Consider the following 26,966-nt stretch of genomic DNA (forward strand, 5'->3'; position numbering starts at 1 on the left):
ATTACAATGAGTTTACTAAATGTAGAAAACCTGACCAAAACATATGGAGAAAAAACCTTATTTAACCATATTTCATTCACAATAGAGGAAAATAATCGCATTGGGTTAATTGGCGTCAATGGTACCGGAAAATCTACGATGTTAAAAGTGATTGCCGGTCTTGATTCAGCGGAAGAGGGGCGTATTGACCATGCCAAGGATTTTCATATTGAATACCTGCCCCAAAATCCAGTTTTTAACGGTTCGGAAACCGTATTGGAATATATTTACGCTGGTGATTCTCAAATCATGCAAACCATGCGACAGTACGAACGGGCTTTAGCCGAATTAAACGCCCAGCCGGATAACCCGGAAAAGCAGGAACAGCTTCTTATCGCCCAGCAAAAAATGGATGAACGAAATGCATGGGATGCGAATGCTGTAGCCAAAACCATATTAACACGCCTGGGAATCACTACGTTTTCTCAGTCGGTACATGATTTATCAGGTGGACAAAAGAAACGAGCTGCGATTGCCAAATCCCTCATTCAGCCTGCTGATATCCTGATTATGGACGAACCTACAAACCACTTGGATAATGAAACGATTGAATGGCTTGAGGAATATTTAGCCCAATACGAAGGTGCTTTAATTCTCGTTACCCACGATCGTTATTTTCTAAATCGCGTAACAAACCAGATTTTTGAACTCGATCAGGGGAAATTATACCAATATGAAGGAAACTATGAGGTCTTTCTGGAAAAAAAGGCTGAGAGAGAAGAGCAAGCAGAGCTTAATGAACAAAAACGACAAAATACACTCAGACGGGAGTTGGCCTGGTTACGTCGAGGTGCCAAGGCGCGCTCAACAAAACAGAAGGCCCGAAAGCAAAGAATAGAAGAACTTAAAAATCAAGAGTCTCATCAAACCAATCATTCATTTGATATAGAATTGCGTACATCAAGACTTGGAAAACAAGTCATCGAATTAGAATCTGTTTCAAAGGGGTTTAAAGACAAAGCTTTATTAAAGGATTTTAGCTTCCTCATTACACCAAATGACCGAATCGGTATTATTGGAGCAAACGGCAGCGGAAAAACTACACTTCTAAACATGATGGCAGGACGCATACAACCAGATGAGGGTGATATTGATATTGGTAAAACGGTAAAGATTGGCTACTATACACAAGAAAATATAGACTTGGATGAAAACCTGCGAGTTATCGAATATATTAAGCAAAGCGCTGAAGTAATCCAAACATCAAATGGAGACTTTATAACAGCTGAACAAATGCTTGAACGATTTTTATTCCCAAGAAATATGCAATGGACCTATATTTACCGACTTTCCGGCGGAGAGCAGAGACGACTATATTTATTAAGTATACTCATGAGTGAGCCAAATGTATTGTTCCTGGACGAGCCTACCAATGATCTGGATATTCAAACCTTGTCGATTTTGGAAAACTATTTAGATGAATTTCCTGGAGTTGTCATTACTGTATCCCATGACCGTTACTTTCTTGACCGATCAGTTAATCGTTTACTGTCATTTGAAGGAAACGGACAAGTTCGTGTATTCTATGGAAGCTACTCAGAATATATGGACTTAAAGAAGGAAGAGAAGCAACAAGAAGAAAAAATGAAGAAAGAAGAAGTAAAAGAAACCCAGGTATCGAAGCCTAAGAAACAGAAAAAGAAAAAGTTATCCTATAAAGAACAAAAAGAATGGGAAACAATAGAAGATCGTATTACCGAACTAGAAGAGCGAATAGAAGAAGTACAAACTGAAATTGAGCAGGCTGGAAGCGATGTAGAAAAAGCCCAGCGTCTGTTTGAAGATCAACAGCAGGTGGAAAAAGAGTTAGAAGAAGCCATGGAACGTTGGGAAGAGTTATCTTTACTCGTTGAAGAATTGGAGCAAAATCAATAAATAGCTCAAAGCTTTGTCTTTATCTTAGGCTCTGTTGACCATAGGTGTTGATTTCCGTTCCAGTGTGCTCGTTTTCCGCGGGCTGTCCGGAAGTCTCCTCGGCATAGGTCTGCATGGTCTCCCGTATGTCGCTCTTCCCGCAAGAGTCTCGCGCACTTCCACTCCGATCAATTGGTGGAAAAATCAACAATAAAATTTAACACAGCCTTATCTTAAGTATACCGGAAGAAGCCGGTATGCTTTTTTTATTTTAATAATAGTTCGTTTTGAAATTTTCGTATTTACAGATTTTTCACGAAGCGGAGCTACAATCAGAATATTTAAAATGCCTTTGTCACATTTTCATCAAATTCGTCACAATTTCGTTGATTTCTTATGAACTTTTTGTGAAATGAATCACTTTTTCTTGAGAAACACCATACGGCTAAAATAACATTAACAGTATAGAGATAGTGATTCCTATCACACCTACTAAAAAATCAAGTCCATTGATTCAGTTTAAATAGAAAGGGGTAGCTTCATGAAAATGAAATGGGCTTTCCTAACGATTGTATTTACTGCTTTTTCGATATTGTCAGGCTGTGATTTGCTCGTTTTAGATCCTAAAGGACCTCAAGCTGAAACACAAGCTGATGTTATCAAATTATCCATTGGTATTATGTCTGTCATTGTTGTTGTCGTGTTTGCGATTTTGATATATATACTCGTGAAATATCGTGCTTCCAAACAACCAGATGATTATGAACCACCTCACATTGAGGGAAACCCGATTGTAGAAACGATTATTGTCGCTGTTCCTATTTTAATTGTGACATTTCTCTCCATTGTATCGGTTCAAAGTAACTATGCTGTAGAATCAGCACCTACAGGATATGAAGAAAAAGAACCGCTGGTAATCTATGCGTCATCTTCCAATTGGAAATGGCATTTTAGTTATCCAGAGCAGGATATTGAAACGGTCAATTATTTATATATCCCAACTGATCGCCCACTGGAATTCAGACTTTATTCCTATGGTCCAATCACCAGCTTTTGGATACCTCAATTAGGCGGACAAAAATACGCCATGGCTGACATGATTACTACCTTGCACTTGGCGGCTGATGTTCCCGGTGAATATATGGGACGAAACGCAAACTTCAGTGGTAAAGGATTTGCGAAAAATACATTTAATGTTAAAGCCGTATCACAAGATGATTTTGATGAATGGGTAGATGAGGTGAAAGAAACAGCTGATCCTATAACAGAAGAACGTTTTGATGAATTATTGGAACCAGGTCACTTAGGTCAGTTAACGTTTAATGGAACACATTTAGATTTTATGCCTCCTCCTATGAAACACGGATCCTCAATGGAAGAGGGAGACCATGAAGAGATGAACATGGAATAACGTTTGATTTTCATATATTACAAGTATTATCACCTATTGATGAAAGACATTTATGATATTTACTGAAAGGAGAAATTAGGATGGAGTTCTTTGAACGTTTTGCAATACCTCATCCTAGTCCTGCCATATATGCATCGATGGTAGCAATTGGTCTAACTGTCATTGCGATTATAGTAGGTCTAACCTATTTTAAAAAATGGGGATATCTTTGGCGTGAATGGATAACAACTGTGGACCATAAACGCATTGGGATTATGTATTTGATATCCGCATTACTTATGTTGTTCCGTGGTGGAGTCGATGCAATTATGATGCGTGCCCAGCTTGCTGTACCTGAAAACACGCTACTCGATTCCCAGCATTACAACGAAATCTTCTCAACACACGGAGTTGTCATGATTATCTTTATGGCGATGCCGTTTATCATAGCTTTAATGAACTATATTGTACCTTTACAGATTGGTGCAAGAGATGTTGCGTTTCCAAGACTAAACGCGCTAAGCTTCTGGCTCTTTTTCATGGGAGCTATGCTGTTTAATATCTCATTTGTCATTGGAGGTTCACCTGACGCTGGCTGGACTTCATATTTCCCACTAGCCGGTAATGAGTTCAGTAAATCTGTTGGAACGAACTATTATATGATTGCCATTCAGATTGCAGGTCTTGGTACACTGATGACCGGAATTAACTTTATTGCTACAATTCTTAAAATGAGAGCACCTGGCATGACACTTATGAAAATGCCAATGTTTACCTGGTCAGCGCTAATTACAAACATTATTATTGTGTTCGCTTTTCCAGTGTTAACCGTGGCTCTTGCAATGGGTACCATGGATCGTTTATTTGCTACCCACTTCTTTACAACCGGTAATGGTGGTATGGATATGCTTTGGGCTAACCTTTTCTGGGTTTGGGGACATCCTGAAGTTTATATCTTAATTCTGCCTGCATTTGGTGTTTATAGTGAGGTAATCCCAACCTTTGCAAGACGAAATCTATATGGTTACAGATCTATGGTTTGGTCCATGGTAATTATTTGCCTATTATCCTTCTTAGTCTGGGTTCACCACTTCTTTACCATGGGTCAAGGTGCACTAGTCAACAGTATTTTCTCCATCACAACGATGGCAATTGCCGTACCAACAGGAATTAAAATCTTTAACTGGTTATTTACCTTATGGAAAGGAAAGATTCGGATTACAACTCCGATGCTTTACTCCCTGTTATTTATCCCGATCTTTACCATCGGTGGTGTAACAGGTGTTATGCTTGCGATGTCAGCAGCAGACTATCAGTATCATAATACGATGTTCCTTGTTGCTCACTTCCACTTAGTGATCATTCCAGGAGTTGTATTTGCCATGCTTGCTGGTCTTACGTACTGGTGGCCGAAAATGTTTGGCTTTATGCTTAACGAAAGAATTGGAAAATGGGCAGCATGGTTGATTGGTATTGGTACATGTGTAGCCTTCTTCCCAATGTTTATTTCAGGACTTGATGGGCAGGCACGACGCATGTTTACCTATTCTGAAGCAACTGGATTCGGCATTTGGAACATGATTGCCTTTTTCGGAGCCATTATGCTTGCAGTAGGATTTGTGCTAATTGTTTACAACATCTATTACAGTACACGATACGCATCCAGAGATATCCCTGCAGATCCATGGGATGCACGTTCTTTAGAATGGGCTACACATAGTCCGGTTCCAGAATATAACTTTGCGATTACACCAGATGTTAACTCTCGCGATGCATTCTGGAATCATAAGAAAAACAATCAAAAGCTGTTTAAAGGCGACTACCAGGAAATTCACATGCCAAATAACAGTGGCGTTCCGTTTATTATGAGCGCACTCTTCTTCGTGTTCGGTTTTGCGATGGTCTTTAGCGTATGGATTCTGGCCATTATCTCAGCAATTGGTATCTTTGCTTGTATGGGTCACCGTTCACTGGAAAAGGATCATGGTCACCACCTGTCTGTAGACCACATTAAGGAGACTGAAGAAAAATTAGGGGGGGCTAACTCATGAATAACGATCAAACGCAGCCTCTTGAATACAGTACAGAACAAAACAATTTGAATATACTAGGATTTTGGATCTTTATTGGTGCTGAAATTATGCTGTTTGCAACGCTCTTTGCCTCCTACTTCCTGCTCGAAAATCGTACAGGAGGTGGGCCAGCAGGAGAGGAGATTTTTACGATCTCCCCTGTTATGCTGGAAACATTCATTCTATTAACAAGCAGCTTCACCATCGGTTTGGGTGTGCATGCCATGCGATTAGGCAGACAAAAAGCGATGCAGGTATTCTTTACTGTTACGCTTCTATTAGGTCTTGCTTTTATTGGACTTGAAATCTATGAATTTACCCATTACGTCCATGAAGGTGCCGCGTTACAAACCAGCGGCTTCACATCCATTTTGCTTACGACATTAGGCACCCACGGGGCCCATGTAACCTTTGGTCTGTTTTGGGGATTATTCATTTTGATTCAAATTAAAAAACGAGGTTTAACACCAGAAACAACCAATAAATCATTTATCTTTTCCCTGTACTGGCACTTTCTGGACGTGGTCTGGATCTTTATCTTCAGCTTCGTCTACCTGAAAGGAATGATGTAAGATGAAGGAATTATTTCCACGAAAACAATTACTTGGTTTTGTAAGCTCGCTCATCCTAACGATTGTAGCTCTTTTGGTTTACTTCCTGGACTTTTCCTTTACAGTCGGCTTAACTATACTTCTTATTACAGCATTTACTCAAGCTGCTCTTCAATTAGTTGTATTTATGCATGCTGGAGAAACGAAGGATCGAGGAGCAATTTATACAAATATTTATTATGGGATTATCATTGCATTACTCACCATATTCGGCTCATTACTAGCCCTCGCTTGGGGATATGTATAATACGAAAAGGAGAGCGTCACGAACGCTCTCCTTTTTATCATTATTGTTCAGTTTTTCTTACCCTATTTGTTTTTTTCTCCACTAATTCTTCAGTTATTACTAAGAATACACCCATTAGAAAAATAAACACAGCACCTATAATAGTTCCCGTTCCGATTGATACGAGAATACTGTAACGGCTTTCAAAAAGTCCGATAGCAAATAGAATGATTCCTGCTAATAATATCAATCCGCCAGCAAATTTCACAGCGTTCAATATTTTTAGATTGGTGTTCATCTTTCCAACCCCCTTATACTATATATTATTCACTTTGTTCACAAAAACGTCAAACTTTTTTCACGTTTTTTTCAATTTTTTTATAGGATCTATGTGATAACAAAATAACAAAGGATAATATAATGTACGGATGAAACGCTTATTTAATCATGTTAGACATTAAAAAGCCCCGTCATTGCCGTAAAAGATTCGACAGTGACAGGGCTTTTTTTAATGTCGTTTGCTTAACCATAGGACCCCTGTTTTGGCTAAACGAGGAAGAAATCCTGTAAATGGCTGATTAAACATATTTCCAAATCCATCTGATTTCCCTAAAGAGCCTAATTTTCCTTTTAGTTTTATTTCAGATGGAACATCAGGTGTTGTACCTTGTAATTTATTCGCTAAAACCTCACCTATTTTTTCACCTTGCTGACCAGCAAGCTGCGCACTTGGGGAATGAACAGAGGAGGCACAATCTCCGACTACATAGACGTTTGTTTGATTGGGCACTTGAAAGTATTGATTTAATTTAATTTTTCCTTGTTCATCTTTTTCAAATGGGATATCTTCTATTAAGTGATTGGGCTTAACTCCTGCAGTCCAAATGGTAACATCACTATCAAAGCATGAACCGTTATTACAGACCTGACCTTTTTTTACATATTCCACATTTGCATGATGAACAACTTCTACATCATTTTTGGCAAACCATTCTTCCACATAGTTTTGAATTTTACGATCAAAGGCTTTTAAAACGGAAGCACCCCGATCCAATAATCTTACGGTTAGGTCTGGTCGACTCTCTCTCACTTCAGATGCTACCTCAATTCCACTTAAGCCAGCACCAACTATGGTTACTTTGGAGTGTGCATCAAGGTTTCCTATCGCTGCACCGGCTTTTCTTGCTTTAGCAATTGTCTGTACGCTTTCCGTGTATTCAGCTGCACCTTCAATTCCATGATAATTATCCTCGCATCCCAGGCCAATTGCCAAATAGTCATACGGAACTGAATGATCCTCCATTTTTATAACCTGATTCTCCACATCAATTTCCTTTACTTCTCCAAACACTTTTTGAATTTGTTCGTGATTAGGAAAGTCAATCCTTACATCTTTGTCTGCTGTTGTTCCTGCTGCAATCGCATAGAATTCAGTTTTTAAGGAATGATACGGATTGCGGTCAATTAAAGTAATTTCGACATCATGCGGAAATCCACTCGTTAAGAGTTGATGGATGATTTTTATTCCTCCATAGCCGCCGCCTAAAATGACTAACTTTTTCATATATAAACTCCCTATCCTTTATCTTTTGATGTATCTTTTTTAACATAATATAGAAATCGTTTTCTCCCTCCTATAGCCTATCAAAGGAGGCTGGAGGTTGTCGATAAATTTTGCGAAACTTTTTAAAAGGAGAAGGACAGTCTTTTATAAATATTTATCCCCCAATATAGGACATTTCAATTTTAGGTCTGTTTTTTACACTTTCCTCTGTTCGTTCATCAGAATAACGATCGGTACGGTTTCTCCATGTTGGGGAAAAAGATGAAATAATTTCGGCATCGGTTGCACCTGACCTGATAACTTCTTTTAAGTCTAAACCATCTGTTGCAAATAAACAGGTGAAAAACTTTCCATCCGCAGAGAGTCTTCCTCTCGTACAGCTAGAACAAAAGGACTCCGATACAGAAGTAATAAATCCAACTTCTGTATCTGTATCAGCGTAACGATATCTCTTTGCGACTTCACCCATGTATGCAGGCTCAACTGGTTGCAGTTCAAAATGTTCATTTAACTGTTGAAAAAGCTCTTTCTTCGTGACAACTTGGCTAAAATCCCATCCATTAGTTTGACCGACATCCATAAACTCAATGTAACGAAGTGTAATACCTTGCTCTTTAAAATACTTGGCCATGGGGATGACATCATGATCATTCATTCCCTTTTTAACGACCATATTCACTTTAACTTCCAAGCCTGTTTCCTTAGCTTTTTGAATTCCTTTTAGCACACGATTTGTCGTTGCCCCTACATCATTAATCGATTGAAAAGTTTCATCCTCTAGTGCATCCAGGCTTACGTTTACTCGATGCAGTCCAGCCTCCTGAAGCTTCTCTGCTTGTTTTTCCAACATATAAGCATTTGTCGTTAATGCTATATCGTCTAATCCCTCAATATTGGCCAGCTTGTTAATTAATAGATGTAAATCCTTTCTAAGCAATGGCTCTCCACCAGTTAGACGTATTTTCCTGACACCTAACTGAACAAAGATTTTGGCCAGCCGTTCAATTTCCTCAAAAGTCAATAAGTGTTCTCTAGGCAAAAATGAAAAGTCAGGTCCAAAAATCTCCCGTGGCATACAATATCGACAGCGGAAATTACAACGATCCGTTACAGAAATACGAAGATCCTGAAATGGGCGACCCAGTTTATCCTTTAAGGGAGTTATTTCCATATAAGCTTTATCTCTCCTTTCAGTAACACTCACAACCTACACCTGCTATATTCTATGCGTTTCGAACTGGTATACATGCGGACTTTTCCTAATGGGGCAAGCAAAAGGCACGCATAGCCTTCTCACCGGCATTTTCTGTAAGCTTGCTAACCCTTTTCATAGCCTCTTCCAAACGCATCGGTTGATTAATAATATCAATCACTAAATCAATACCGTGGTCATATACTTCAGAAATTCTTTCCCCTTCACTTGCCACAATGGCAATAACAGCCAATCCAAACCGCTTCGCTACTTTAGCTACTCCAACAGGGGCCTTCCCTTGAACAGATTGAAAATCCATTCTTCCCTCACCAGTAATGACTAAATCTGCATGTTTTACGTATTCTTCCAGCTGTATGATGTCTAATATTTTTTCAACACCGGAATGAATGTCTGCACCGCCAAAAGCGATAAGTCCTGCCCCTAAACCACCGGCTGCTCCAGCTCCTCTTTTCTCCATGATATCTCCCTGAAGATGCTCCTGTAGTTTTTCACCATAATGCTTGAGAAGCTGATCTAAACGTTTTACGTCTTCCCTGGATGCCCCTTTTTGGGGTCCGTAAACGTATGAAGCACCATTTTCACCACAAAGTGGATTGGTGACATCAGATAAAACTGTCACTTTCGTTTGGTTTAACCGATTGTCCATCCTGGATATATCAATACTTCTTATTCGTCCCAATTCTCCTGCCCCAAAACCAATTTCCTCATTTTTGCTATCTTTAAAAGATGCGCCTAATGCCTGTGCCATACCGACACCACCATCATTGGTTGCACTTCCGCCAAGTCCAATCAGAATTTCTTTCACGTTATAATCTAAAGCTGCTTTTATCAATTCACCTGTTCCATAAGTTGTCGTTTGAAAGGGGTCTTTCTCTTCCGCTGTGATAAGCGGTAACCCAGACGCTTCTGCCATTTCAATGACTGCTGTATCCTCATCAATGAGTCCAAATTTAGCTTTTACTTTCCTTCCTAGTGGATCTGTTACTTCGTTTTCTATGTATTGTCCATCCTGAATGTGGATTAATGCCTCCACCGTTCCTTCTCCCCCATCCGCAAGAGGGAGCTTGGTAATTTGGGCATTAGGTTTCACGCGTCTTACTCCCTTTTCTATAAATCGATTGACTTCGAAAGTTGACGCACTTCCTTTAAATGAATCTGTAGCTATGACAATGTTCATCTATCGCACTCCTCTTTCAGCACCTAATAGTTTAAGTATAAGAGAATTACCCTCTGTTGCCAATATTAAGAAAAATAAAAAGCAGTCCTTTGGATGAACAGCTGCTCTATCCAATGGACTGCTCAATGATTTGCTGATTGGCCAATTCATTCTTCTTAAGAATATCTCTTGTTTGTTTTTGATACATCGTGGCTGGTGAGAGAGGATATTCACCACAAATATCAATTCCCCGAACAATGTAATCTTTCCTGAGCCCGTTTACCATTTGAGTAAGCTGGTTCAATGTCATTGATCCATGATCCCAGGCGGTTACTGATTCGTCCATATTAAGTACATCCTTATCGATACTTAGATACACATTTTCCGTTTCCACCTTTTGTTGAATCTGATGAATAACCCCGCGAAAATTGTTCCTGATGTCATTCTCGGAAAAAGCAACAACCTTTTCCCGGATTGATTCAGGGATGTGTAAGGACCAATCTTCACCCACACCAATCATGATTACCTTGTTGAGCTGAGGCAAGGCTTTAAGGGCTGTGCGTACCCATGAGCCACATGATATCAATGATTCACTTGGGCTCGGATACATGTCCGTATGATGATCAAACAATACCAGCGTAAACGGCTGCTCGATTTTAGCCAGGAGCAAATAAGCTACATAATGGTAATTTCCACTTCCTAATAAGGTTATTTTATTGTGTTGAATCGACGGTTTAATCTTTTCATTAATCTCTAATAAGGAATCTTTCTCGCAAAGTAGATTAGTATGCGGAATTTCATCAAGATTAAGCCAATCATATTGTGGATTTTGAAGAAATCGTTGTTGTCTGTAAATTTGATCAAAATTAAGCACGGTAACATGCTCATCCATTTTTCTATCAATCTCCTTTATTTTTACTACGTCAAAATATCTTAAGTAGCTCTGACGTGTAAAAAGACTAATAACAACAACTTTTTTCAATTCTATCATTTTATTGTCCACAACGGTTTTGTGATGCCTGAGGGAATAAATCAACCGGGAGGCTCCATCCTTCACTACCCACTTTCAATGCCCTCTTGCCGGATTTTATAAATAAGGGACACGATAAAGGATTTATGAACCCCGCATTATCGAATGAAGCGTTTAGCTCGAAATGATGAACAAATACATGCAGAAAGAAGAGGTTTATCAGAAAATGTTACCTTTACTAGAGGATATTATGAAGCTGTTTTGTATGGGATTGCCGGAAAGGATCAATAACAGACAGGGATTATCTTATCATTAAACGAATAACATTCCCTGATGGATCTTCTATGATGTTGGCCTCGCCTTCTTTTTCAACCTTTATCCCCTGCTTTTGCAAATGAATAACCGTTTCGTTTCTTTTGTTGTTATTTGGAAAGATTAACGTGAACCAATTTAACCCTACTTGATTTTTGTCCGGAATTTTCGCCCCTGTACCATTCCATACATTAAGACCAATATGGTGATGATAGCTGGCTGTGGAAGTAAATAGTGCACCAGGAAGGGATGTAACGATATCAAATCCGAGACCTTTAACATAAAAAGCTTTTGTAGACTTAAGATCCGTTACATGTAAATGAATGTGACCCATAATGGTCTCACGAGGAAGTCCAGTCCATTTTTGACTAGTTTCTGCTAATAACCCTTTTGCGTCAAGCTCGACGGTTGCCATATCAACTTGTCCATTAGACCAATTCCACCCTGAGGATGGCCGGTCATGATAAACTTCTATTCCGTTACCATCTGGGTCAGACAGATAGAGGGCTTCACTGACATAGTGATCTGCGGCACCTAGACCAAAGCGGTATTTTGATTGCAGGATATGTGTTAAGAAAGAAGATAAATCGGCTCGTGCCGGTAATAATAGCGCAAAATGATATAAACCTGCAGTTCGGCCCTGTTTAGGCTGAATACCTTCTGGTTGTTCAAGTGTTACTAGAGGCGTTTTTCCATCAGCTGTTAAAACCACTTTGTCTTTTGTTTGCTCTAACATCCTGAAACCTAATATGTCCTTATAAAATGGAATGGATTGTTCAAGGCTGGTTACCTTAATATTAACCTCTCCAACATAAACGGCCTTTTCATTAAAAAACTGCTGCTCCATTTTCTCATTCCTTTCACAAGTTCCTTTATACTTTCACAAAGGCTATCACGAGGGTTGTTTTTATCTAAGAGTACCTTATTAGCTTTATTTATCAATTTATTTCTATTTACTTTATTATGAATTGGAGATTTACTCTAAAGAAAAATGAAGGGCTTCATCAACATCCCAGGTTTGGTAGAAGTCAAAAAGCCCTTCTTACGATAGAAATCATTTATTTACTCTGCTTCTAATTCCGCAGCATGGTAGCCTAATTTCTTTAAGTAGTCAATCATGATCTGTTTCTCATCATCATTGAGTCCACCCATAATTTCATTCATAGCCTCGACATGCTTCGGAAAAATTTCTTCCATTAACTGCTTCCCATCGTCTGTAATGCCAGCATAAGTTACACGACGATCACTGGGACAAGCACGTCTTCTTATTAAATTTTTCTTCTCTAATTTATCGACAACATACGTTATACTGCTACTTGCAAGCAGTACTTTGTGTCCAATTTTTTGAATCGGCTGCTCTCCTTTATTAAAAAGCAACTCAAGGACAGAAAACTCCGTTAAATTAACCCCGTGGCTCTTAATATCATTAATTACTTGTTTTTCTACCGATTGTAAAGCGCGTGTTAAGACGATAAATAATTTGAGAGACAACGCACTTTCCTGATAAAATTTGTTCGTTGAGTCCATCTCAATCAACCCTTTGATTTTAATATCTCGAATTCAAAATAATTATATAGGATTTTTTCTCTAACTGTCAAGGTGACCTGCCTCCTGGAAACCTCTTTCTCCTGGAAGTTTAAAGGATAACCCCACAATCACTAAGCAAAAAACAAAACAAATGATTGCAACAAGGTGCAAGTGCTCTGTGTCCACATATTGATTAAAGGTTACACCAAGCAGACTTCCCGACAAAATCGCTCCTAAATAACGACTTGTTTGAAAGAGTCCTGAAGCAGAGCCCGTTTCCTCTCTTGATACATTTTCAAATAAAGCGGTCTGCGCCGAAATATTATTAAATCCATTACTCATTCCTAATACAGCCATTATAACCATAAGCCATAATAATGAGGAATTTTGATTATACGTAAGGAGCATTCCTGTTCCTGCTAAAAGTAAAAGAGCCCCGATTATCATAGGCGTTTTGGAACCAAAATGATCGATCAGGCTTCCGGCCAATGGCGAAATAATAACGCTAAAACCTGCCAAAGCAAGCATAATTAATCCAGTTTGCTCTTCGCTATACCCACTCGCCTGCTGCAGAAAAGTCGGAAAACCAAAGAAATAACAATAATAGACCAAATTAATAGTCATAAATTGCAAGTAAACCCATGTTACAGTTGGGTTCTTCTTAAGTGTAGCAAGATCAATAAATGGGGCATGATGTCGATTTTCATATCGATAAAATGTCATGCCTGCTACCAGAAAAATCAACAGCGCCCAAAAATTCATGGTTTGCTCTATGGAAAGTAAAAACAAAATCAATCCAACGACTGAAACCACAAAAAAGAAAATCCCGATAAAATCTATTCGTTTGAAATCTAATTTTACTTTGCCCGTATTTGGCAGAATCAATAACGCCATTACAAAAGAAAGAATAATAAATGGGAAATTAACCAGGAAAATGGCCGGCCAATCCCATCCTGCTACTAAAAAGCCGCCAATGGATGGTCCAAATGCTGCAGAAACATTGGCAAATATAGATAGGGCTGCAAGAGCCTGCCCCTGTTTTTCTGTAATATTTGACCGTACCATGCTCATCCCACTTGGAAAAAGAGTAGAGCTTCCAATCGCCTGTAAAGCACGACAGCCTAGTAAAGATATAAAATTAGGCGAAAATGGTGCTAATAAACAAGCGCCCGCTACGAGTACCAGACCTGTTATAAATAATCGCTTCGGACCAAACATATCACTTAATTTTCCCATAACGGGCTGACCAACAGCACTCGCTAAATAAAAAATGGAGATCAGCCACGATGCATCAGCAAATGTTAATTCAAATTCAAACTGCAAGCGAGTTAAGGCTACCGAAATCATTGATGAATTTAATGGGTTAAGCAATGTCCCAAGTCCAATTGTTAAAACAAGCAGCCACGGCCTCTGAAGTCGCTCTATCATATGTATCACCTGGAATCTTATTTCACTATATAACCTATTATAGCATTTACAACCAAATTCCATTTATACCACCATGTACTGAGGAAGGAATTAATTAGACCCTGGGACAAATAGAGAATTCTAGAATAATTATTATTTGTCTAACTGACAATTTTCTTTAATTCATTCTTAATCATCTTGTTTTTCTCTTTTTACAGGTTTACGATAGAGGCCAGAGCTTCAAAGAAGGGAAGACATACTATGGATAAACGGGTTTACTTATTAATGATGATTGCCTTTGTAATTGGAATGGTTGAACTCATTATTGGCGGGATTTTAGACTTAATTGCCAATGATTTAAATATTACTCTTGGACAGGCTGGATTTTTAATAACGATTTTCTCGCTTATCTTTGCCATAATGTCGCCGATTTTATTAGTAATGACAGCTAAGATGGAACGAAAAAAACTGATGATGATTTCCTTGTTCATCTTCCTCATCGGTAATGTGATAACCGTATTCAGTTCTACTTATAGTATTGTATTTCTGGGTCGTGTCATTTCAGCAACAAGTGGCGCATTATTAATTATATTATGTCTGGTGATGTCCCCAGGCTTAGTAGAACGTAAATATCGAGCAAGAGCCATTGGTTTAGTTTCCATGGGAGTAAGTGGTGCCATCGTATTGGGGGTACCCTTTGGAATTTTGATTGGTAATACATTGGGCTGGAGAGCTCCCTTTGTTGTCATTACCATTCTGACACTAATTTCAATGCTTGGCGTTTACTTTTTAATGGAAAAGGTTACACCAACACCACCTGTCCCCATTAAGGATCAGCTTAAAACGTTACAAAGTCCCAAGATTGTATTTGCTCATGCTACCACTTTTCTTTATATGACTGGTCATACAGCTCTTTATGCTTACTTAAAGCCCTTTTTACAAGCATCAACCAGTTTAGATGGTACCTGGATTAGTGTTATTTATTTTGCCTTTGGATTTGCAGCTGTTAGTGGAGGAGGAATTGGTGGCACACTTGGAGACTTGTTTGGAACTAAACAAACCATCGTTTTTTCATTGATTATCTTTGGGATTATCGTTTATTCGATTCCATATATGACATTTAACATTCCCCTTTTATTTGCTGGCGTTGTCATTTGGGGGGTTCTTAGCTGGGCTATCTCTCCTGCGATGCAAAGCTATTTAATTGAAACATCACCAGAAACATCCGATACCCAACAAAGTTTAAGCAATTCTTCTCTTCATTTTGGTGTTGCATTCGGATCTTTTCTAGGAGGAATTATTATCGAGCAAACATCTGTTAATCAGAATGCCCTGATTGGTAGTATACTGATTGCCTTTTCCCTTGTTACAGCCTATCTTTCGATTAAAAGCAGGTATTCGGTCCAAACCCGAAAGGAATGGCAGGGAGAATAGCGCTAAAAAGGTGTACAAGCCTTTACTATAAGCCTGTACACCTTTCGTTTATCCCTCTATTATTTTTACATGCACCGTTCTTGTTCTTGGACCATCAAACTCACAAAAATAAACACTTTGCCAGGTTCCAAAAACAAGGCGTCCATCTGCAATGATTAACGTTTCACTTGCTCCAACCACAGATGATTTCATGTGACCATCAGAGTTCCCTTCCATATGTACATACTCCGGTTTATTAGGAAATGTTTCATTTAAGCCAAGCTTCAAGTCTCTTTTCACATCAGGATCAGCATTTTCATTAATCGTAATCCCGCCTGTTGTATGAGGACAGTATACTACCATTATTCCGTCTTTAACACCGCTATTTGCCAAGGCATCCTGTAAATGACGATCTAAGTTTGTAAAGCTTTGCTTTTCATCGGTTGATATTTGAAATGAAAATAAGGTTTGACTCACAATCATCAGCTCCTTTCACTTATATTTTAACATCCTAATTATAAAAATCAGGATTGTAACAAGGGGAAGTATAATTAGGATTAGAGTTGACCATAAACTTAACACCGGATTCCCTTGTGCAGTCTGAATGATACCCCAGGTTAAAAAGGCCATAATCAAAGCTACTTCCACATTCATTACTGCTAAAGCGAGCCTGCCTAATTGGTATAAATGTTTCGCATTTACCTCTGTTACTTTTATAGGGTAATTAAACATATATGGAGACCTTTGTAAAAAATAAAGAAGGAGAAAAATGACTTTAAAAAGAAGAGGCAAAAGAAAGATGGTGCCTTTGTTGCCCCAATTATCTGTTTCCCCAGATATATTAAAATGTATCGGAATCTCTTCAGGTAAACTTTGAAACACAATCCCTGCATATGTAAGGTTCCCTACGATAATAAGAAAAACGATTGTATTTAATACCTTAACGGTTTTAGTTGGCGGTATTTCTATGATCGGATTATTTTGCATAACCATCCCTCAAATTCATTTTTCTATCATTACGAATTATCTTAGCCACTTGTTCCATTGCATAACATATTTACGTTCCAGCAGTCAGAAAAAGGACTAAGGATAATTTATTTTTGCAATAATAAAGATCCATTAACCTTGTTCCATTATTATCCAGAAATGAATCTTTATTAGTATCTTCAACTCTTTTTTCGATTTCCGTGCTATAGCTTTTGGCGTATCCCCCCCGAATCTGGTCAGTGTTTGAAAAAATACCTGCAATCTCTCGAATTAATAACCGCAAATCCTGATGGGGTTCGAGACTTCTCACAATCGACAGCATATGCTGCCACATCATCGGATATTCTGAGGTATTCTGCTTTCATCATGTTTCGATTTCCTGTTACAAAAAGTGATGGTTCACTTGAGCATGACTTTCCTTTACCGTTTATAATTTTTCCACTTCCAGGTCTGCTAGTGACTTTTCACTCAAATTGAATAATGCTGTAGCAATACCCGACACCTTATGATATATTTAGCATTATCTCTTTTTATTTGTTTCAAAATACAAATGATTATGATACTTACAGCCAGGATTGAAGGAAGCTTTACATTTTGGACAGGACGAGTGCCCATTTACATAGTCACGAATGGTTAATTCATATCCACATGCTCCGCACAAAATGGCCTTCTGACTAAACTCATCCTTACTCCAGAGTTTAATGGGATGATCGGCTTCTTCCTGATGACACTTGTAGCATGGATAATAGGTATTACAGCATTTAAATTTAATGGCGATAATATCTCTTTCCTCGTGGTAATGCTCACATCGGGTATGTTTATCGTGTAGCTTCCCCTTTACATCTAGGCCATATAGTAACAATTTCTTCACTTCTCCTTGTATAAAAAATAGGACTGTCATTCATCAGCCCTGTAAACAGAAAATAGCTATTTTTCTTTAATATTTCGATATTCACTATTATAAAATAGAATTGGAGATCCTTCTTTTACTTGTACATCCGTCACTTCGGCAATAAATAGCATGTGATCTCCTGCTTTTACTTTATTCTGTATACTACAGGATAAAGAGACAAGAGAATCCTTAATGACAGGTACACCATCTCTATATTCATAGGGAATTTCTCTATCCTTTTCTATCTGTTTTGCGAAAATCATCGAAAAAGGCTTTTGTTCCTCAGATAATACACTAACCCCAAATCGATTATGATTTTGTAATTTCTCATACATGGATGCCCGCTCATCAATAGAGATGGTGATTAGCCTCGGATTCAGCGAAACAGACATAAATGCATTCACAGTCATTCCTTGTACAGCCCCTTCAAATTCACCTGTTATAACCGTAATGCCTGTAGCAAACTTCCCCATAGCTTTTCGATATTCTCTATTATCCATATTTATCCTCCTTTATTATGTCAACCAACCTGAGTCTGGATAAAGGATAAGTGAGATTCACTTAAATCAAAGAAAAGATATTATCGATCGTTCGCCCTATTGCCCTTCCTTGAAACTTTATTAGAAAAACAATGAGATTCATAACGTGAGGTGTTAAAATTCAGGCGTTTTTCAACATCTTATGAATTCGAAAACAAAATAGCACCCGAAAGTTCCTGTAAATATATATTTCTACAAATAGTTGCAAATTCCCGCTTTTTATTCCAATCTTCTTACCATAAAAAATAAGGGGGTTTATATTTCTGAATATTTTAAATAATATAATAACAGACTTTCATTACTTACGAGGTGATATGAAAATATGAGGGATAACTCAACGATTATAAAAGAAGGAATGGCCAACTTATGGAAAGGAAAAGAAGGGGTAGGTGGAAAATTATATTTAACAAGAGAGCATCTACTTCATAAAGCACATAGGGCCAACATCCAAACTGGTGATGTCGAGATTAAACTTGAGAAAATCAACAATGTGGGGTTCTACAATAATAAATTTCTTGGTCTTCCTATTAAAAATGGTCTATTGGTAACAGATCAGTCCGGACAGGAATACCGATTTGTGGTTTATGGAAGAGAGAAATGGAAAAGACAAATTGAGGAGGTCATGGATACTATGCTAATGTCATAGTATCCTATTGGCTGCTTCATCGTTATATAATGAAAGGAGAACAGCCCTTTACTTGTGATTTCCCCTGAGTGAGTCTACTTCGCTTCTTTTACTAGTTCTTTTTGCATTTTTTCTCTTTTATGCAAAGTATGATTTTTTCCCCATTCATGCATAGCTTCCAAAATCGGCTGAAGGCTCCTCCCATATTCCGTAATGGAGTACTCCACTTTTGGTGGGACCTGGGGATAAACAACCCTCTCTACAATATCTTCTTCTTCTAATTCTCGAAGTTGTTTAGTAAGCATTTTTTGTGTAATCTCCGGCACATTTCGTCTCAATTCACTAAACCGTTGTGTACCCTCTTTCAGTAAATGAAGTAATATAATCGGCTTCCATTTTCCTACTAATATCCCTAGAGCATCCTCCACTTTACACAGTTCAGGTTCTATTTTCGTCAATTATTTTCCCTCCAATAGTATCCTTAAGTATACTATCTTACTTAAAAGTGTGTACTTATATTATACACGCTTATCATCTATAATAACAGTGTATTGGTTTTTAGGAAAGATAATGTAAACCAGTTTAAGAAATCTAACATGGAAGAAAAGAAGGTGAAATATATGGAACAATATCGCATGAATCCAAATAAGGGTTTAGAATTCGGGATTTATACGTTAGGAGATCATTTACCTAATCCTTTAAAAGGGGAAAGGATATCAGCAGAACAGCGTATTCACGAAATTATTGAATATGCCAAATCAGCAGAACAAGCAGGAGTCGACTTTTTTAGTGTAGGAGAAAGCCATCAGGAATACTTTGCTACACAGGCTCATTCCGTCGTATTATCTGCTATTGCTCAAGCAACCGAGAAAATAAAAATCGGCAGCTCCTCTACGATTATTAGTACATCAGATCCTGTACGAGTATACGAAGACTTTTCCACTATTGACCTGATCTCAAAGGGACGTACTGAAATCGTTGCTGGACGAGCCTCAAGAATTGGTTTATTTAAATTATTAGGTTATGATGTAAGTGATTATGAAGATTTATATGAGGAAAAGTTTGATTTGCTGCTTAAAATTAATGAAGAGGAAAACGTTAATTGGCGTGGAAAATTCCGTGCACCTTTAGAAAATGCACAGGTAATCCCACGTCCGCAAAATGGTTCTTTACCGATTTGGCGTGCAGTTGGCGGTACCCCAGCTAGTGCAATCAAAGCAGGCATTGCAGGTGTGCCAATGTTTATGGCCCATTTAGGAGGACCTGTATCTGTATTTAAGCGAACGGTGGATGCCTATCGTGAGGCGGCACGTCGCAGCGGACATGACCCATCCAATCTACCTGTAGCAACAGCCGGTTTCTTCTATGCAGCTGAAACCACACAGCAAGCACTTAAAGATTTATATCCACATATTAATGAGGGTATGAAGAAAACCAACGGACAAGGATTTTCCAAGCAGCTTTTTGCACAAGGAGCAGATCGACGTAATATCATGAATGTTGGCAGTCCACAGGAAATTATCGAGAAAATCCTTTATCAGCATGAACAATTTGGTCATCAACGCTATATTGCTCAAATTGACTTTGGCGGTATGCCGTTTGACAAATTACAAAAGAACCTGGAAATTATCGGAACAGAAATTATACCAGCCATTAAAAAATACACGGCAAAAGACTAGGAGGTAAAGCCATGAAAGTCGTGGGATTGTCAGGCTCCATCGTTGGATCCAAAACAAGAACAGCTATGAATTACACGATACAATCTATTTCTGATAACTATCCCGATGCAGAAGTTACACTTATTGATTTAGCTGATTATCAGATTCCATTTAGTGATGGACGAAATTATTTAGAATATGAAGGCGATACAAAATATGTAACCCAAACCATCATGGATGCAGATGCCATTATTATTGGAACCCCAATTTTTCAGGCATCTATCCCTGCTACTTTAAAAAATGTATTTGATTTACTACCACAGCAGGCCTTTCTTGATAAAGTGGTCAGTATCATTGTTACAGCTGGTTCATCCAAGCATTACTTAATTCCAGAACAGCAGCTAAAGCCTATTTTAACCTACATGAAAGCACAAATCGTGCAAAGATATGCATTCATTGAAGAAAAAGATTTTTACCGAAAAGAAATTACCAATGATGATGTCCTAATGCGTTTAGATCGACTTGTAGAAGATACGATGGTATTAACAGAAACTTACACAAAAATGCGTGAGGCTGAAGAAGCTAAATATGATTTTTAAGGATTAGACACCTGTTTTGTCAAAATGGGTATTACGTACGATTTCTAAATCATTCATTTCCATTATTATGAATATGAATTAAATCCACTTTAGTTGTGAAGTGGATTTTTTTATTTTTATCCTTTAACATCCAGTATCCTTATTGAACAAAAGTTTTATCAATCATGAAACTTTTGGAAACAAATGAACGTAGTCTTAAAATAGATTTAGCCATATAACAACTAAAGGGTGATGATCTAATGGATTCAATTAGCGAACCAGAAAATACTATTTCAAAGGATGCTATAAAGGTTTGGCGGTTAAGCCACATTATTGAAGAAAGCATTGGACTTCTTATAGTGATAGGACTTCTGACTGCAGGTATTCTATTTAACTGGTATCAATGGGTAATCATCATTCTATGGATTCTTGCTGCACTAACTCCTTTATCTGCCATCTGGTCCATTTTGATTAGACCCATATATCTGCAAAAACAATGGCGCTTCGGTGTAAATGAAGAGTTTATTCAACTCAAGCATGGTATATTCAAGCAAAAACATTCGATCATTCCTATGACAAAAGTCCAGTTTGTAGAGGCTGAGCAGGGTCCTCTGCTTCGAAAGTATAAATTGTATACCTTAAACATTGGAACCATGCGTTCTTCGCACTCTATTCCGGCGCTTTCCAAACGGGAGGCATTCGCCCTACGCTCTAAAATTGCTCAACATGCGAAGATTAAGGAAGTGACAAACGATGACATTAAAACGAATGCATCCCTTTAAAATCATGTATTCTTTTATGAAGACACTAAAAAACAGTTTGTTTATCCTCATCTACTTATTTGTCTTAAATTTTAACGATGATTCTACTTTTATAAAATTCGCCAAAATTGCTTTTCTCATGTTTCTCGTTTTCCGTTTCATTTATCTTGTCATAGAATGGTGGAACACAAAGTACGGAATCAAGGATCGGTCTATTCATTTCTACCAGGGGCTGTTCAAGAAAAAGAATCGGAGTATACCGCTTAAACAAGTACAAAATATTCAGTTCAATTCTCCGTTCTTTTATCGGATGTTTCATCTGACCTCTTTGTCTTTGGAAACCAGCTCTACGAACGAAGAGGCTACCCTGAAATTTGAAGCCATAAATAAAAAGGAAGCCGAGTCGATTGAGCATCAATTAGATCCATATAAAAGCAATGCTTACCTATCAGGGGAGGAATATGACTTTCAAGAACCTATCCGCTCTGAAAGGGGGAGAGAGAGTAATCGAAACGTGCAATTCACCCCAACACGAAAAGATGTACTTAAGGCTTCCTTTCTATCCTTTAGCTTTTTGGCATTGATTCCGATTTTGGTTTCTACTTATCATGAATTTAACAATGTTATTCATTTAGATGACAATTTGGATGGTATTTGGGCTTTTTTAACCAGTTCATGGCTTATAATAGGGACAGCTGTCACGCTTTTTGTTATCATTGCCATTACATTTGGTATGATTCGTACTTTTTTAAAATATGGAAAATATGAAATTGCATCTGATCCAGAACGTATTTATATTCACAGCGGGTTACTAAACGAGAGATCATTTTCCATTCGTAAGGAAGACGTACAGGCCATCCAAATGACACAAACATTCCTAAAAAGAATACTGGGGCTGGCTGAAGTAAAGCTGATTAGTGCAGAAAATATAAATGCCGATTCATCGGAGGAAATCAGTACGCTTTATCCATTTCTGCCTATTAAACGTACATACAGTCTTATTCAAGAGCTTTTGCCAGACTTTCAAATTAGTCAGACAACAGATCATTTACCTGGAAGTGCCTTGTTTATGCGCATGTTGAGAATCCCATGGTTCTGGATTATCAGTACTGTCCTTCTTCTTTGGCTTATACCACAATGGTGGTATCTATCACTTATACTTTTGGTTATAACTTATTTATTACGAATCTTACATTACCGAAACACCCGTTATGTAATGAACAAAGAATTTATTCAATTTGAACTAAACGGATTAAATAGGACACTATTTATCACGAATCGGCAAAAGATTGTGGAGGCAGAAGTGGAACAGACCCTTCTTCAGAAAAAATTCGGCCTAGCGACAATTCGTACCATTAATCGAACAAAACCGATTCATCACGAAGAAATGAAAGATGTCTCAGTAGAAACGTCAAAAATATTTCTGTCATGGTATCAGAATCGAAAATATGAAATTCAGACAGAGTAACAGGGCTTTCATATTAAACGTACACCTTTTACTAGACATCATACAATTATGGTCATATACTAATGATATTTTAATCCATACTATAAAAAGAAAAATTTACGTAAAATAGAATCTATTAAAATCAGATTAGGAACAGGGAGAGTGTTTGAAATTCATAATCCAACAGGAAAAGAGCGTCTGGCCCTAGCATTTTTACTTGGCATGCTTGGCATATTAGGACCCCTTAACATTGATATGTATCTTCCAAGCTTTCCAGGCATTGCCAATGACTTGGATACCAGTGCCTCGCTTGTACAGCTCAGTTTAACGACTTGTTTAATTGGTCTTGCCATTGGCCAAATGATTATTGGACCCATTAGTGATTCTCAGGGAAGAAGAAAGCCATTATTACTATCAATTTCTTTATTTGCCTTATCCTCTTTTCTTTGTGCTCTGTCACCGAATATCACAACCTTAGTTATTGCCCGTTTTCTTCAGGGCTTTACCGCATCAGCTGGGATTGTGCTTTCTCGTGCAGTAGTACGTGATGTGTTCAGCGGAAGAGAACTGACAAAATTTTTTGCTCTACTGATGGTCATTAATGCAGTCGCACCCATGGTTGCACCTATGGCGGGTGGAACTATATTAGCTATACCCTTTGCCAGTTGGAAAACAATCTTCTTCTTTTTAGGTATTATCGGCATTTTAATCGTCTTAACGGTAGCTATCAAGCTAAAGGAAACATTACCAAGAGAACGCCGCATTCCAGGCTCAATTGGCAATACCTTACAAACAATGGGCAGTTTAATGAAGGATCGTTCTTTTATTGGCTACGCATTGGTTGTAGGATTTGTTCATGGAGGAAGCTTTGCTTATGTATCTGGAACCCCTTTCGTTTACCAGGGGATTTATGGCGTATCACCACAAGTCTATGGTGTTCTATTCGGCATCAATGGACTGGCGATTATATCGGGAAGTTTTATCATTGGCCGTTTAGGGGGTATCATTCATGAACGAAAATTACTGCGCGCAGCTGTCATTATTGCTTTAAGTGCAACGACAATGATTTTGACCATGTCCATTATTGAGGGGCCACTATTCAGCCTGGTCATCCCGATTTTTATTTACATGACATCCATGGGAATGATTCTAACCAGCTCCTTTACCCTTGCTATGGAGCATCAGGAACATAGAGCTGGTAGTGCCAGCGCGGTACTGGGAATGCTTCCGTTATTATTAGGCTCATTTGTCTCTCCGCTTGTTGGGCTTGATGAGTCAACAGCCGTACCAATGGGAATAATCTTGTTTACCACATCATTGATTGGTTTTATTGCTTTTTTCACTTTAACTAAGGAGCCCGGACTGATCGTGAATAAGAGTAGAAAAAATCCTGAATAGTGTAATCAAGTTAATGAAAACCATAAAGCGCGTAGCTCGTTACAATAAGAGTGTTTACTTTTCCCTTATAATCTCAAAAAACCGTCCAGTTGATAATCTGACCTGGACGGTTTTATATGAATCCATAAATGAATGGGTTAAGTTTATAACACCATATTTACAACTTTGTTAACCCATTCTGAGTCATATTTAATTTCGAGTTTATCACAAAGTGAACGATGAACTTTTTTAAACTCAAAAACGATACTTTTCAGCACATTTATTATTTGTATGGTATTTCTTCCACATTCCCAGCTTTCAAGCAGGGATTTCTGCCAATCCTCTAACTTACTTCTTTCCCCTTCGTATTTAGCCCAATCACCAAACGTATTTGGTTGAATTCCTGAATTCATATACCAGGCAGTTGACATGGATAACCGTAGTTTATCAATACAGTTTAAAGCATAATAATACTCTTTTCGCATAACTCTTCTATACGTTTCATGTTCGATTGCCACAACTCAAATTCATCTATTGATGGTTGATAAGTAAGACCCATGGACTGCTCTAATATATCAGCCATTATTCCATCAGTGTCTTTTATAATCTTTATATTTTTCAACCAAACAGAAGATTGAATATCATCTGGCGTATAATAAAAGGTATCTACTTTTATAAAGCAATCATAATGGGCAACAGTATAAGTTGAACATGGATTTATGTCTTCAAAATAAAGAACGTTCCCCCAGTTTCTTTGACGAGTATTCTTGTTAGAAATGTATTCCATTATCATTTCGGGTCTGACAATTATCCTAAGGTCAACGTCAGAATAATCATCTGTATTTTCATTTCCGATTGATCCACCATAAAAAAACGCGAGAACGTTGTCATCATTCCATAAATCTTTCTCCATGACATCTAGTAATTTTTTACGGTAAACTGGTAATTTTGAGTCTCTTACCTTATGTTTACTTACAAATCCCACACATATAAAAACATCTCCTTTTAAAGTCGTTTATGGACCAAAATTTATGAACAGTCACAGGACATCCCACCACATTTTTCTTGAGAGTCAGCTCCTATTACCTCTAATGGTTTTGGCTTGGAATGAACTTGACACACGCCAGTTTCAGGAAGTTTTAATTTCACTTTAGTAGCTTCTTCCGTATCTCCTGCAATATAGGCAGCTATGGAACGCACTTGCTCATAACCTGTTGTCATTAAGAAAGTTGGTGCCCTTCCGTAGCTTTTCACCCCTACAATATAAAAGCTTTGCTCAGGGTGTCTTAATTCTTTTTCACCATGCGGCCGCACAGTTCCACAACTATGAAAGTTAGGATCAATTAATGGCGCAAGTTCTGGTGTACTTTGAACAGCAGGGTCTATACCAAGTCTCACCTCAGATAAAAAAGAAAAATCTGGTCTGGCCCCTGTATTCACAATTATTTCATCAACTTCATTTATTATGACACCATTACTGCTTTGAATAGCAAAAGAGCCATTTTGTTCATCGATGTCTTCAACAAAAAAGTTTGGATATGCTTTAGCCAGACCTTGATTAACGAATTGATGCGTTTTAGCACCTAATTCACCTCTTGCTTCTAATTCATCATCCTCTTCACCGCCAAAAGCTTCTTCTATGTTTTGTTTGCGAACAACCCATGAAATTTCAGTCTTCGGGTATTTAGTTTTGAGATCCATGAGACTGTTTAAAGAATTTAATGCTGAATGCCCACTACCTATAACAGCAATATGTTTATTTTTATACTTTTCTTGTTCATTAAGGACGTCTGGAATATCAGTATGAATGCTTTCTTTTAACTTTTCCGTTCTCCAAACTCCGTCTGCAAATGGAGGATTCGGATTACTCCAAGTTCCTGTTGCGTCTATGACTGCCTTAGCTTCAAATTTCCTAATAGATTTGTTCATTTTAACATAAAGTACAAATGGTTGAAGTTCTCTCGAGTGAGATTTCATTTTATCTGCAATCTTTTTCGTTACATCTACAACCTCAGCATTAAATAAAATATGGTCTTTTATTTCTTTGGTATTTGATAAAGGTTTTAAATATTCATCCACTAATTCTTTACCATTGGGTAAGTGACTAGGATCTGGTTCAACCCAATTCGTTTGTTCTAGTAGTCTTTTTGATGCCTGATCGATGTTAAATTCCCAAGGTGAAAACAACTGAATATGCTCCCATTCCAGTATATGATTCCCAGCGTCACTTCCTTTTTCAAGGATTAAAAATGGCTCATTATATTCATATAAATGTGCTGCTGCAGCAAGCCCCACTGGTCCAGCTCCAATGATAATGACAGGTGATTTTTCAGACATGTGATTCTCCC

At 38.0% G+C, this 26,966-nt stretch carries 30 protein-coding genes; 13 read left to right on the plus strand and 17 right to left on the minus strand.

The window, feature by feature from the left end; translation table 11 throughout:
* The first annotated feature begins 6 nt into the window (after positions 1-6).
* The 5 genes from BMX63_RS14800 to qoxD all read left to right on the plus strand — a co-directional run bounded on the left by BMX63_RS14800 (position 7) and on the right by qoxD (position 6,213).
* Positions 7-1,914 (plus strand): ABC-F family ATP-binding cassette domain-containing protein, encoded by a 1,908-nt coding sequence (locus BMX63_RS14800; protein ID WP_093137040.1) that lies wholly within the window; start codon positions 7-9, stop codon positions 1,912-1,914.
* Between the two features lie 520 nt (positions 1,915-2,434).
* Complete coding sequence (qoxA, locus tag BMX63_RS14805; RefSeq protein ID WP_093137041.1) at positions 2,435-3,304, plus strand: cytochrome aa3 quinol oxidase subunit II; 870 nt, start codon at positions 2,435-2,437, stop codon at positions 3,302-3,304.
* Positions 3,305-3,384: 80 nt separating this feature from the next.
* Positions 3,385-5,334: a cytochrome aa3 quinol oxidase subunit I gene (qoxB, locus tag BMX63_RS14810; protein WP_093137043.1), complete on the plus strand. Its 1,950-nt coding sequence runs from the start codon at positions 3,385-3,387 to the stop codon at positions 5,332-5,334.
* Positions 5,331-5,927, plus strand: a complete 597-nt coding sequence (gene qoxC, locus BMX63_RS14815; RefSeq protein WP_093137044.1) for a cytochrome aa3 quinol oxidase subunit III — start codon at positions 5,331-5,333, stop codon at positions 5,925-5,927. The genes qoxB and qoxC overlap by 4 nt, the downstream gene beginning before the upstream one ends.
* A gap of 1 nt (position 5,928) precedes the next feature.
* Positions 5,929-6,213 (plus strand): cytochrome aa3 quinol oxidase subunit IV, encoded by a 285-nt coding sequence (gene qoxD / locus BMX63_RS14820; protein ID WP_093137046.1) that lies wholly within the window; start codon positions 5,929-5,931, stop codon positions 6,211-6,213.
* A gap of 40 nt (positions 6,214-6,253) precedes the next feature.
* Here qoxD and BMX63_RS14825 read toward each other — a convergent pair whose 3' ends face one another.
* The 5 genes from BMX63_RS14825 to BMX63_RS14845 all read right to left on the minus strand — a co-directional run bounded on the left by BMX63_RS14825 (position 6,254) and on the right by BMX63_RS14845 (position 11,182).
* Positions 6,254-6,490, minus strand: coding sequence for a hypothetical protein (locus tag BMX63_RS14825; RefSeq protein ID WP_093137047.1), 237 nt, complete (start codon positions 6,488-6,490; stop codon positions 6,254-6,256).
* Positions 6,491-6,700: 210 nt separating this feature from the next.
* Positions 6,701-7,756 carry an NAD(P)/FAD-dependent oxidoreductase gene (locus tag BMX63_RS14830; RefSeq protein WP_093137049.1) on the minus strand — a complete coding sequence of 352 codons (1,056 nt, stop codon included), beginning with the start codon at positions 7,754-7,756 and terminating at the stop codon, positions 6,701-6,703.
* A 154-nt stretch (positions 7,757-7,910) separates the two neighbouring features.
* Entirely contained in the window at positions 7,911-8,927 is a 1,017-nt protein-coding gene (moaA, locus tag BMX63_RS14835; RefSeq protein ID WP_093137050.1) for a GTP 3',8-cyclase MoaA, read from the minus strand.
* Between the two features lie 88 nt (positions 8,928-9,015).
* Positions 9,016-10,146 (minus strand): glycerate kinase, encoded by a 1,131-nt coding sequence (locus BMX63_RS14840; protein WP_093137052.1) that lies wholly within the window; start codon positions 10,144-10,146, stop codon positions 9,016-9,018.
* 106 nt (positions 10,147-10,252) lie between these two features.
* Entirely contained in the window at positions 10,253-11,182 is a 930-nt protein-coding gene (locus BMX63_RS14845) for an arginase family protein (protein ID WP_177167341.1), read from the minus strand.
* A 78-nt stretch (positions 11,183-11,260) separates the two neighbouring features.
* Between BMX63_RS14845 and BMX63_RS18690 the strand changes: the two genes are divergently transcribed.
* Entirely contained in the window at positions 11,261-11,386 is a 126-nt protein-coding gene (locus tag BMX63_RS18690) for a hypothetical protein (RefSeq protein WP_281242761.1), read from the plus strand.
* Positions 11,387-11,396: 10 nt separating this feature from the next.
* Here the strand turns inward: BMX63_RS18690 and BMX63_RS14850 are convergent, their stop codons facing one another.
* The 3 genes from BMX63_RS14850 to BMX63_RS14860 form a co-directional block, all read right to left on the minus strand.
* A complete protein-coding gene (locus BMX63_RS14850) occupies positions 11,397-12,254 on the minus strand; it encodes a VOC family protein (RefSeq protein WP_093137055.1) in 858 nt (285 codons plus the stop codon).
* Between the two features lie 215 nt (positions 12,255-12,469).
* Positions 12,470-12,934: a MarR family winged helix-turn-helix transcriptional regulator gene (locus tag BMX63_RS14855; RefSeq protein ID WP_093137056.1), complete on the minus strand. Its 465-nt coding sequence runs from the start codon at positions 12,932-12,934 to the stop codon at positions 12,470-12,472.
* 60 nt (positions 12,935-12,994) lie between these two features.
* A complete protein-coding gene (locus tag BMX63_RS14860; protein WP_177167342.1) occupies positions 12,995-14,362 on the minus strand; it encodes an MFS transporter in 1,368 nt (455 codons plus the stop codon).
* 240 nt (positions 14,363-14,602) lie between these two features.
* Here BMX63_RS14860 and BMX63_RS14865 point away from each other — a divergent pair, with 240 nt between their 5' ends.
* The gene (locus BMX63_RS14865) at positions 14,603-15,775 is read left to right on the plus strand and encodes an MFS transporter (protein WP_093137059.1); all 1,173 of its coding nucleotides are present in this window, start codon (positions 14,603-14,605) and stop codon (positions 15,773-15,775) included.
* A gap of 48 nt (positions 15,776-15,823) precedes the next feature.
* Here BMX63_RS14865 and BMX63_RS14870 read toward each other — a convergent pair whose 3' ends face one another.
* The 5 genes from BMX63_RS14870 to BMX63_RS14890 form a co-directional block, all read right to left on the minus strand.
* The gene (locus tag BMX63_RS14870; protein ID WP_093137061.1) at positions 15,824-16,231 is read right to left on the minus strand and encodes a secondary thiamine-phosphate synthase enzyme YjbQ; all 408 of its coding nucleotides are present in this window, start codon (positions 16,229-16,231) and stop codon (positions 15,824-15,826) included.
* A 15-nt stretch (positions 16,232-16,246) separates the two neighbouring features.
* Entirely contained in the window at positions 16,247-16,741 is a 495-nt protein-coding gene (locus BMX63_RS14875; protein WP_177167343.1) for a DUF1648 domain-containing protein, read from the minus strand.
* 70 nt (positions 16,742-16,811) lie between these two features.
* A complete protein-coding gene (locus BMX63_RS14880) occupies positions 16,812-17,078 on the minus strand; it encodes a hypothetical protein (protein ID WP_177167344.1) in 267 nt (88 codons plus the stop codon).
* A 183-nt stretch (positions 17,079-17,261) separates the two neighbouring features.
* A complete protein-coding gene (locus tag BMX63_RS14885) occupies positions 17,262-17,603 on the minus strand; it encodes a CHY zinc finger protein (RefSeq protein WP_245732850.1) in 342 nt (113 codons plus the stop codon).
* A gap of 65 nt (positions 17,604-17,668) precedes the next feature.
* Positions 17,669-18,133 carry a flavin reductase family protein gene (locus BMX63_RS14890; protein WP_093137067.1) on the minus strand — a complete coding sequence of 155 codons (465 nt, stop codon included), beginning with the start codon at positions 18,131-18,133 and terminating at the stop codon, positions 17,669-17,671.
* Positions 18,134-18,494: 361 nt separating this feature from the next.
* Here BMX63_RS14890 and BMX63_RS14895 point away from each other — a divergent pair, with 361 nt between their 5' ends.
* Positions 18,495-18,818, plus strand: a complete 324-nt coding sequence (locus BMX63_RS14895; protein ID WP_093137068.1) for a hypothetical protein — start codon at positions 18,495-18,497, stop codon at positions 18,816-18,818.
* A 74-nt stretch (positions 18,819-18,892) separates the two neighbouring features.
* Here BMX63_RS14895 and BMX63_RS14900 read toward each other — a convergent pair whose 3' ends face one another.
* The gene (locus BMX63_RS14900) at positions 18,893-19,246 is read right to left on the minus strand and encodes a winged helix-turn-helix transcriptional regulator (RefSeq protein ID WP_425441498.1); all 354 of its coding nucleotides are present in this window, start codon (positions 19,244-19,246) and stop codon (positions 18,893-18,895) included.
* A 171-nt stretch (positions 19,247-19,417) separates the two neighbouring features.
* Here BMX63_RS14900 and BMX63_RS14905 point away from each other — a divergent pair, with 171 nt between their 5' ends.
* The 5 genes from BMX63_RS14905 (at position 19,418) to BMX63_RS14925 (ending at position 24,639) form a co-directional block, all read left to right on the plus strand.
* Positions 19,418-20,476 carry an LLM class flavin-dependent oxidoreductase gene (locus BMX63_RS14905; RefSeq protein ID WP_093137071.1) on the plus strand — a complete coding sequence of 353 codons (1,059 nt, stop codon included), beginning with the start codon at positions 19,418-19,420 and terminating at the stop codon, positions 20,474-20,476.
* A gap of 11 nt (positions 20,477-20,487) precedes the next feature.
* Positions 20,488-21,054, plus strand: a complete 567-nt coding sequence (locus BMX63_RS14910) for an NADPH-dependent FMN reductase (RefSeq protein ID WP_093137072.1) — start codon at positions 20,488-20,490, stop codon at positions 21,052-21,054.
* Between the two features lie 239 nt (positions 21,055-21,293).
* Positions 21,294-21,815 carry a PH domain-containing protein gene (locus BMX63_RS14915; protein WP_093137074.1) on the plus strand — a complete coding sequence of 174 codons (522 nt, stop codon included), beginning with the start codon at positions 21,294-21,296 and terminating at the stop codon, positions 21,813-21,815.
* The gene (locus BMX63_RS14920) at positions 21,787-23,262 is read left to right on the plus strand and encodes a PH domain-containing protein (protein WP_093137075.1); all 1,476 of its coding nucleotides are present in this window, start codon (positions 21,787-21,789) and stop codon (positions 23,260-23,262) included. The genes BMX63_RS14915 and BMX63_RS14920 overlap by 29 nt, the downstream gene beginning before the upstream one ends.
* A gap of 150 nt (positions 23,263-23,412) precedes the next feature.
* On the plus strand, positions 23,413-24,639 hold the full coding sequence (locus tag BMX63_RS14925; protein WP_281242762.1) for a Bcr/CflA family efflux MFS transporter: 1,227 nt from the start codon (positions 23,413-23,415) through the stop codon (positions 24,637-24,639).
* A gap of 143 nt (positions 24,640-24,782) precedes the next feature.
* On the opposite strand, the gene BMX63_RS18535 is transcribed toward BMX63_RS14925, so the two are convergent.
* The 3 genes from BMX63_RS18535 to BMX63_RS14935 are packed head-to-tail and all read right to left on the minus strand — an operon-like array spanning position 24,783 to position 26,955.
* The gene (locus BMX63_RS18535; RefSeq protein ID WP_245732846.1) at positions 24,783-25,103 is read right to left on the minus strand and encodes a hypothetical protein; all 321 of its coding nucleotides are present in this window, start codon (positions 25,101-25,103) and stop codon (positions 24,783-24,785) included.
* Positions 25,076-25,603: a hypothetical protein gene (locus tag BMX63_RS18540; protein WP_245732847.1), complete on the minus strand. Its 528-nt coding sequence runs from the start codon at positions 25,601-25,603 to the stop codon at positions 25,076-25,078. The genes BMX63_RS18535 and BMX63_RS18540 overlap by 28 nt, the downstream gene beginning before the upstream one ends.
* A gap of 44 nt (positions 25,604-25,647) precedes the next feature.
* Complete coding sequence (locus tag BMX63_RS14935; protein WP_093137077.1) at positions 25,648-26,955, minus strand: NAD(P)-binding domain-containing protein; 1,308 nt, start codon at positions 26,953-26,955, stop codon at positions 25,648-25,650.
* Positions 26,956-26,966: the final 11 nt, after the last annotated feature.

Source organism: Salinibacillus kushneri (genome assembly GCF_900111405.1).
Lineage (GTDB): Bacteria > Bacillota > Bacilli > Bacillales > Alkalibacillaceae > Salinibacillus > Salinibacillus kushneri.